This is a genomic window from Streptomyces sp. NBC_00568, from assembly GCF_026341855.1.
In the GTDB taxonomy this organism is placed as follows: domain Bacteria; phylum Actinomycetota; class Actinomycetes; order Streptomycetales; family Streptomycetaceae; genus Streptomyces.
The window spans coordinates 7,410,283-7,416,787 of sequence record NZ_JAPENW010000001.1; the positions used below are offsets into that span (position 1 = coordinate 7,410,283).

Annotated in this window: 8 protein-coding genes; 1 reads left to right on the forward strand and 7 read right to left on the reverse strand. The window is 68.9% G+C overall.

Features of this window, described 5'->3' with window-relative positions:
• Window positions 1-55: 55 nt before the first annotated feature.
• Window positions 56-652, reverse strand: a complete 597-nt coding sequence (locus tag OOK38_RS32250) for a DUF6193 family natural product biosynthesis protein (protein ID WP_266849290.1) — start codon at window positions 650-652, stop codon at window positions 56-58.
• Window positions 653-879: 227 nt separating this feature from the next.
• On the opposite strand from OOK38_RS32250, the gene OOK38_RS32255 reads away from it, so the two are divergent.
• Window positions 880-1,233 carry a transposase gene (locus OOK38_RS32255; RefSeq protein ID WP_266849292.1) on the forward strand — a complete coding sequence of 118 codons (354 nt, stop codon included), beginning with the start codon at window positions 880-882 and terminating at the stop codon, window positions 1,231-1,233.
• Window positions 1,234-1,669: 436 nt separating this feature from the next.
• Here the strand turns inward: OOK38_RS32255 and OOK38_RS32260 are convergent, their stop codons facing one another.
• The 6 genes from OOK38_RS32260 to OOK38_RS32285 form a co-directional block, all read right to left on the reverse strand.
• Window positions 1,670-2,002: a hypothetical protein gene (locus tag OOK38_RS32260; protein WP_266849294.1), complete on the reverse strand. Its 333-nt coding sequence runs from the start codon at window positions 2,000-2,002 to the stop codon at window positions 1,670-1,672.
• 176 nt (window positions 2,003-2,178) lie between these two features.
• Window positions 2,179-2,919, reverse strand: a complete 741-nt coding sequence (locus OOK38_RS32265) for a hypothetical protein (protein WP_266849296.1) — start codon at window positions 2,917-2,919, stop codon at window positions 2,179-2,181.
• Window positions 2,912-3,400 (reverse strand): hypothetical protein, encoded by a 489-nt coding sequence (locus tag OOK38_RS32270; RefSeq protein WP_266849298.1) that lies wholly within the window; start codon window positions 3,398-3,400, stop codon window positions 2,912-2,914. The genes OOK38_RS32265 and OOK38_RS32270 overlap by 8 nt, the downstream gene beginning before the upstream one ends.
• A 286-nt stretch (window positions 3,401-3,686) precedes the next feature.
• Window positions 3,687-4,691, reverse strand: a complete 1,005-nt coding sequence (locus tag OOK38_RS32275; protein ID WP_266849300.1) for a DUF932 domain-containing protein — start codon at window positions 4,689-4,691, stop codon at window positions 3,687-3,689.
• A 116-nt stretch (window positions 4,692-4,807) separates the two neighbouring features.
• Window positions 4,808-5,353, reverse strand: a complete 546-nt coding sequence (locus OOK38_RS32280) for a hypothetical protein (protein ID WP_266849302.1) — start codon at window positions 5,351-5,353, stop codon at window positions 4,808-4,810.
• A gap of 80 nt (window positions 5,354-5,433) precedes the next feature.
• Window positions 5,434-5,805, reverse strand: coding sequence for a hypothetical protein (locus OOK38_RS32285; RefSeq protein ID WP_266849304.1), 372 nt, complete (start codon window positions 5,803-5,805; stop codon window positions 5,434-5,436).
• Window positions 5,806-6,505 lie beyond the last annotated feature (700 nt).

A 6,505-nucleotide genomic window follows, 5' to 3' on the forward strand; every position in this document is an offset into this window, starting at 1 on the left:
ACGGCGCTGCGGTCCGTGCCCGTGTCGCCGCCATGGCCCAAGGAGACCCTGGGCGTCAGCGTTTCGGGTCCTCGATCCTGACTGGGGCGGCCTGACACCAGGGCCGGACTTCCGAGACTGGTACCTGGCATGGCTGGCTACGACCTGACTTCTGCGGCCCGAACTCCTCCGGGAGGGCGGCCACCACGAAAGCGACGGCTTCCTCCGGCGTCTCGGTGCGCGCAACCAGCCTGCCTTGGTTCCGCACCCCGTACAGCCCCTCGTCGTACGGGCAGATGATGTGCCCGACCCGCGTCTTCCAGATGTCCTCGACACTGGTGGAGAACCAGAGGTTGAAGTGACTGTTGACCGGCATCAGCCGGCGGAGCACCGGCTGGGCGTACGCCGCCGCCAGCACCGCGTGGGGGCGCGGGTGCCGGTCGTACGGCGGCATGTGGATGCGGTCGAGCTTGGCGCACCACGTCAACTCGACGACACCGAACGGCTCCCGCTCGTGGTCGAGGGCCCAGGGCCTGAACCGGATGAACGGGGCGCGTGCTCTGGTCTCCTCGAGGCCCGCGCCGCCCGTCCACGCAGCTGTCGCCCTGACCGCTTCGGCCAGGTCTGCGGTCCACCCACAGGCCAGACGTGTGCCGTTGTCCTGGAGGTTCACCTGGAGAGTCCGACGTCCTTCTCCGGGCGGATACACCATCACGCGCCGACCGCTCCTCGCGTCGACGTACTCTGCGAGGCGACCCCATTTCCCGTCCGACTCGGGCAGGTCAAGCCCGAGCCCCTCGGCCGTACGCCCTAGCGCAGCCCGGAGGGCTCCGTCATCGTCCCAGCCACCCTCGCCAAGCCCCGCCCCGAAGTTCATCGCACCAGTGTGGCCCCGGCCCGATGCCGCCACTTTCCGATCATCGGATCGTTGGTCCGGTCGTGCCGTTGACTGACGCGCAGTGGGCGCGCATAGAGCCGTTGTTGCCGGATCGGACGCCGAAGCGGGGCGGGCGGTGGCGTGATCACCGCCAGGTGATCGACGCGATCGCTTGGAAGTTCCAGACCGGTTCGCAGTGGATACGCCTGCCCCGCGAGTACGGATCGTGGAAGGGCGTCTCCACTCGGCTGCGGAACTGGGCGATCGCGCCCATCGATACGGCCGGCCACAGGCTCGCCAGGCGTGAAGGCGTGATCTGGTTGCTCGTGGCGGGGTCGATGGTCCAGCGGCGGCCGTGCGGGTCGGTGACGGTGTAGGTGAGCAGCTCGGGGCGGTCCTGGTTGCCGTTGTCCTGCCAGGCGAGGCCAGCGGGGGTGAGGGCGTTGCCCAGCTGGGTGCAGCGCGCGGGGGTGATGTGGCGAACGTGGCCACGGGGTGGTTCTCCTTCGTTCGGCGGTCGGGCGCGGCTGGCGGCTGTGGTGCGCTTACTGGGGTCGTCGGGGCGGTTGCGCTCTCCGAGTGTCATGAGCCATCTCGAGGGCATGCGGTCTCCATCCGTATGGTCGGCGGGCCGGTTGGCGGGGGCCGGACGGCGGGCACTCTGCCCGGAAGCGGCCTCCCTGAGGGCGCGATGCGGGTGCGCTCGTGGTTGCCGGCGCTTTCGGTGCGGGTCGCGCCGTACCTGGGTGCTGCGTGGCCTCCGTCCCGTGCGGTCCGGCTCGCTGGGCGGTCCGCACGGGGGATGGCGGGCGGTCAGTACAGGTCGCCGACGTGGGCGGCGACGGCTTCGGCGATGTCGTCGGGGCTGCTGTTGGCGTCGACGTGCGGGAGGTGGCGGACGTCGCCTTCGTTGTCGTTGCGCAGGAAGATGCCTCCGGCCTCGCAGACCCCGATGGTGAACACCGTGTGGTTGGTGCGCAGATGGCCGGTACGGCCTCCGGGGCCCGCTGCGGCGCCCCACTGGTCGCCGAGGAGCAGAACGGCCGCGCAGGCGACGGTGAACAGCCGGTCGCCGAGGATGGGCGCGCCGTCCTGGTCGTCGTAGGGCGGGTGGGTCCACTCGTGGGTGTGGGCGTCCTTGGGCATGGCTGCTCCTCGATGCGTGGCGGTGGTGCGGTGGGCGGTTGGGGTCTCCCCGCGCCCGACGAAGGGGAGGGGCGGGCGCGGGGAGACTCGGGGGCGGCCAGTGGCGTGCTGGCCTCGGGGGCCGTGCGCCCGCCCCTTGGGGGAGGTCGGGGAAGGCGCACGGGGCTGGTGGGCGGTTACGCCTGCGGGACGTAGGTCCAACAGGTGCAGCCGGTGCCGTCGGCCCGCGAGCGGGGCCACAGGCGGGAGAGATCGTGTTCGGACTCCGGGTACTCGCATTCACCGCAGGGCGGGCCCCAGGTGGCGGGCTCGTCGGTGGGTGCGGCGGTGTAGATGTCCGGGGTGCTCCAGGGGAAGCCTCCGGGGTCGAACCGGACGGACGTGTCCGGCATGAGGTGGGCCCACCCTGCGGGCCACCCCACAACGGGTTTGCGGCGGCATCGGGCGATGGCGTCGCGCACGGCGCGGCCTCGCCATACCTGGCTGACGCCGGTCGGCCCGGTGACGCGGTAAGCGGGCGCGGTGACCTGCTCGTCCGGCCGGTTGATCAGGACGCCGGACGACCGGTCGGGGGTGAACGTGGCGGTGGAGTGGTTGCGGGTCTGGCGGTAGCGGATGACTCCGTCGTCCGTCATGGTCGCCTCGCTGGACAGCCAGAAGTTGAGGTTGCCGCGTAGGAAGCTGTCCAGCCCCTCACCGTTCGTCCAGCGGCCGAACTCGGCGGTCTGGGCGGGGTAGTCGCCTGCCCGGCCTGCGTGCTGGGCGTAGCAGGCGTGGATGTCGGCGGCGTCCATGTGGAGGTAGCGGCCCTCGATGCCCCAGTCAGGGATGCGGTAGGCGATGATCCGGGTTCCGGGGAGCGGCTGCCGGGCGGAGATGTCGACGGGGTCCGCGGCGGGCGCGGGCGTGTCAGGCACGGTCGGTTCCCTCGTCGTCGGCGGTCGGCTCCGGGAGGGCCGGGGCGGTGTAGATGTCCCGGTCCTCTGCGGTGACGCCGGGGCAGGGGATGAGGGCGACTTCCACGTCCGTGGTGCTCATGGGGTGCAGCCATCCGGCACGCACGGTCCAGCCGCACGCGCGGGGGTGCGGTTTGGCGGCCGTGGTGGCTATGAGCGTGGCGCCGGTGACGGTGCTGCCCTCCAGCGCGAACACCAGAAACACAGCGAGCGTGTAGAAGTCGTCTGCGCCGAGAATGCCGCTGAGTTTGACGTCCGCCGTGGGGGAGAATTTGACGGCCTGGTGCAGGGGCATGCCATCGGTCCGCAGGATCGCGATTTCCAACGTGCGTTCACCGGGGCCGATGGCCTCGAACACGGCGGCCAACGCGTCCAGGGCGCGATCCATGGCGGCCTCGGTCGCGTCCTTGTCCGGCTGGATGAATCCGGGGCGTGCGGGCATGGCAGATCGCTCCTTGGCGAGAGGTGGGCAGCAAAAGGCCGGCGGGACCCGTGCCGGGACGGCGGTGGGGCGGTGGGCGGTACGGCGCGCGCCGTACCCGGCGCGGCGGGGGTTTCTTGGGCGCGCGGTCTGCTCCGCAGACGCGGTGCTCTGCCGCTACGCGGCAGGGGCCGGGGGCCGGCGCGCTCCGCGCTCCGTCGGGAGGGGGCGCGCTCCGCGCTCGGGCACCGGGGCCCGTGCGGACCGGGTGTCGGGGGCACCCGGCCCGCACGGGGGCTCGTGCCGCCTAGACCGTGGTCAGAGCGAAAGCCTTCTCCATGAGGGAGTCGGCGGTGCCGGTGATGATGCGCTCCGCGCGGGCGCGGCGCTTGTCGGCATCGGTCTTGCCCCGGGTCGGCGCTTCGTGGTTCACGTACTCCGTGAGCGCGTTGTATCCGGCCCACCGCGTGCCCCGGATCGCGGCCTGGGTGTCGGCCTGCTCGAACAGGTAGGAGATCTGTCCCCACCGACGTTCGGTGTTGGTGCGCTTCTGCTTGCTGTCGCTCGGGGCCACGGGCCAGATGGCGTCGACGACGCTCCGGAGTTCCGCGAGCGTCATCTCAGCCTCGACCATGCGCTGTGCGGCCTTCTCGAACTCCTCCGCGTACTTGAACGTGAGGCCGAGAGCAGTACGGGCCTGCGCGATGCGGGCCTTCGCCCCGGCGCTGTGCCGCACGGTGAAGCTGGAGCGGGCGCACGCGATGGCGGCGCGCTGGGTGTTCGCGCACACCACCCGGATCGGCGTGGTGATGATGCGGAACGCTGCGGAGCCGTCGTGGCTGTTGAGGGCTGCGATGTACAGGTCTGTTGCGTCGGTCCCGTTGAGGACCATGGAATGCGGCATCTTCATGGTGAGGAAGACTTGGCGGCCGTTCTTGAGCGATCCGGCCGTCTCGAAATGTGCACCGGACTCGTCGGCAAGCAAGTTCAGAAACTCGGCGTGCTCCTCGTTCTGGACGGGGTGGTAGTCGCTGCCCACAACCCCCAGGGTCTCGGTGCGGCGGGTCTTGGGGTTGGTGCGGACCGAGGCGAAGTGGTCGGGGACCTCCACGCGGGTGGCGCCGTCCTCCGTGATCTCCGTGGCGTCCAACTCCAGGAGACGGACGTTCCATTCCGCGAGATAGGCCTTCTGCATGGCCTCCTCGGCGGTGAGTGCCCCGGCCGTGACGGTCCCCAGTCCGTGCCACGCGCTCTCGCGGGCGGACACGAATGCGGAGGTGCCGTCCTTGAACTGCTCGATCTGGTGTGCCATCGCTGCGGTTCCCCTTCGTTGCTGTTGCTTGGGGTCGGGGGGCGGGGCCACCGCCCCCCGACGTCACTAATAATAGATGCTTCTCGGTTGCTGTGAACCCTGCCTCTGACCTGCTGCTATGAGTGCTCGTGGAACTCCGGCAGGGCGGTCACGCTCTCGTGACGGACGTTCCTGACCATCGGAACGGCGACATCGTCCAGTTCCCTGCCGAGGTCGTACCGGACTTCGGCGGGGTAACCGATACGGCTACGGGTGATGTGCATACCCACTACCCAGTAGGCACCGTGCATGTGGCTGAGGCCGCCGTGATACCTGACCCTCTGCCACAGTGCCGGGCTGTTCTGCGGCAGACGGCGCGCGGTCTCCAGGGCGAGCCTGTCCGATACGGCCTCGGCCATAAGGGTGGTAAACGCTGCCTCGATGGTGCCGCTGTCGACGGGAACGCCGTACAGGGCAGGGCCCGTGTGTCCGGTCCGTACGGCCGTGGCCCACCCCAACTGAAAGAACGGCCGGATGAGTTCAACGCGCCGCGCGGGCACCCGGAACGACTGAGCGTCTCGACCGCTCCGGACCAACTCTCGGAGCGCGTACGCGGCCTGCTCCAACTCCTGATCTGAAAGCGGCGCGCTCACCGTCGACGTGCCTACCTGTGTTTCGTCCATCTCGGCCCTCCTGTCGCGAATTCCTGTGAGTTCGGGGACCGGGGCGCCCGGGATGGCGGGCGCCCCGGTTGGTGCGGCTGCTATCCGAGGAATCCGCGAGTCCGAAGGTATTCGGATGCGTTGAGCGCAATACCGCTCGGCTTGTAGAGCTGGGGAATCTGGTGGATCACCTTTCCGGTCTTTCCCGTCGCGTCCGGCTCGTCGTACTCGTGAACCAAACGGTAAAAGCCACCGGCCTGGGGAATCTCCAGAACGACCGGGCCCACCTTCGTGTTAAAACGGATCCCGGTGTAAAGGGAATCCTGGTTGTGCACGATGTCCGCCCCGATCCGCTGGCAGACAAGCGGCAACAGGTTTGCAATGGTGCGGGCCTGGATGGCAATGGGCGTCATGGGGGCGTCAATCCCTCCGAAGACGCGGGAGACTTTGCCGTCCTTGATCTTGATTTCCACTGTTTCCCCTTCGTTGTCCTGCTTGGTGACAGTGCAGAGGCTCGCCTTGCCCCTACCTCTCCATAATAGATGCTTTGACGTGTAATTGATACCCCTGCTGTTGCTCTTGTTGCTGCGTCAGTTGCTGCGATGGCTGTTGCGCCTGCTGTTGTCGCTCCTCGAGCGGGCCTCCGGAACGTGCCTGCACAGAGGGGGTTTTCGGAGTGGTGGGGGTCTGACATCCCCTCAGCTCCCCCGTCCCGTTGCGCCCGCCCTTGATTGGCGGGCGGGCGGCAACGGGTCGGGGTCGCTTCGGGGGAGGGGCTCAGGGTGGTTGGTCGGTGTGCGGGTGGGGGTGTGTCAGGCGCTCGTGGAGGAGCGCCTGACGGGCCGTCGGGGGTGTGGGTGCCCGGAGGGTGCCCACAACTCCTCACACACTGACAGTCCCTCACTCCCGCACCGGTCCGGTCGGGTTGGGCCCGGAGGGCTCAACCCTTCCCGGATTCCGTGGACTCCCGTCCTCCACGGAATCCGTTTTCAACTCTCTTTCCCCTCCGTGGAATTCGGAGAATTCCTGATTCACCGTCAATTCGTGCCGGAGGCACGCAGGTTTATGAATTCCGCCCGGAGGGCGAATTCATAAACCCACCGCCGGAGGCGGAATGCTTTTCGCGCGGGGACGCGCGAAACGAGCGAAGCGAGTATTCGGCTGCCGGAGGCA

Bases quoted from the DNA above. Each gene is read 5' to 3' on its own strand.
- OOK38_RS32255 (WP_266849292.1), top strand. From the start codon at position 880: ATGCCGCCACTTTCCGATCATCGGATCGTTGGTCCGGTCGTGCCGTTG.
- OOK38_RS32260 (WP_266849294.1), bottom strand. From the start codon at position 2,002: ATGCCCAAGGACGCCCACACCCACGAGTGGACCCACCCGCCCTACGAC.
- OOK38_RS32270 (WP_266849298.1), bottom strand. From the start codon at position 3,400: ATGCCCGCACGCCCCGGATTCATCCAGCCGGACAAGGACGCGACCGAG.
- OOK38_RS32275 (WP_266849300.1), bottom strand. From the start codon at position 4,691: ATGGCACACCAGATCGAGCAGTTCAAGGACGGCACCTCCGCATTCGTG.
- OOK38_RS32280 (WP_266849302.1), bottom strand. From the start codon at position 5,353: ATGGACGAAACACAGGTAGGCACGTCGACGGTGAGCGCGCCGCTTTCA.